Origin of the sequence: Blastococcus sp. CCUG 61487, assembly GCF_005222955.1 — a bacterium.
Classification (GTDB): Bacteria; Actinomycetota; Actinomycetes; order Mycobacteriales; family Geodermatophilaceae; genus Blastococcus.
Genome location: NZ_LWUA01000198.1, coordinates 1 through 289, shown reverse-complemented (window position 1 = coordinate 289; position 289 = coordinate 1). Strand labels below are relative to the sequence as shown.

1 protein-coding gene is annotated in these 289 nt (G+C 64.4%); it reads left to right on the top strand.

Going from position 1 to position 289, the window contains the following annotated elements:
- On the top strand, window positions 1–289 hold a 289-nt coding region (locus tag A6V29_RS10235; protein ID WP_137160193.1), incomplete at both ends, for a TRAP transporter large permease subunit.

The following is a 289-nucleotide window of genomic DNA, read 5'->3' as shown; positions in this document are numbered from 1 at the left end:
CCATCGGCATCGCCTATGCCGTCATCGTCGGGCTGCTCGTCTACCGCCGCTTCGACTGGCGCAAGCTCTACCCGGCGCTGGTCCACACTGCGGCCTTGTCGGGCGCGATTCTCTTCATCATCGGCGCGGCCACCGCGATGGCCTGGGCGCTGACCCAGTCGAACTTCTCGCATGCGCTGGCGGCGATGATGACATCGGTTCCCGGCGGCAAATACGGCTTCCTCCTGATCTCCATCGCCGTGTTCGTCCTGCTCGGCAGCATTCTCGAAGGTCTTCCCGCAATGGTCCT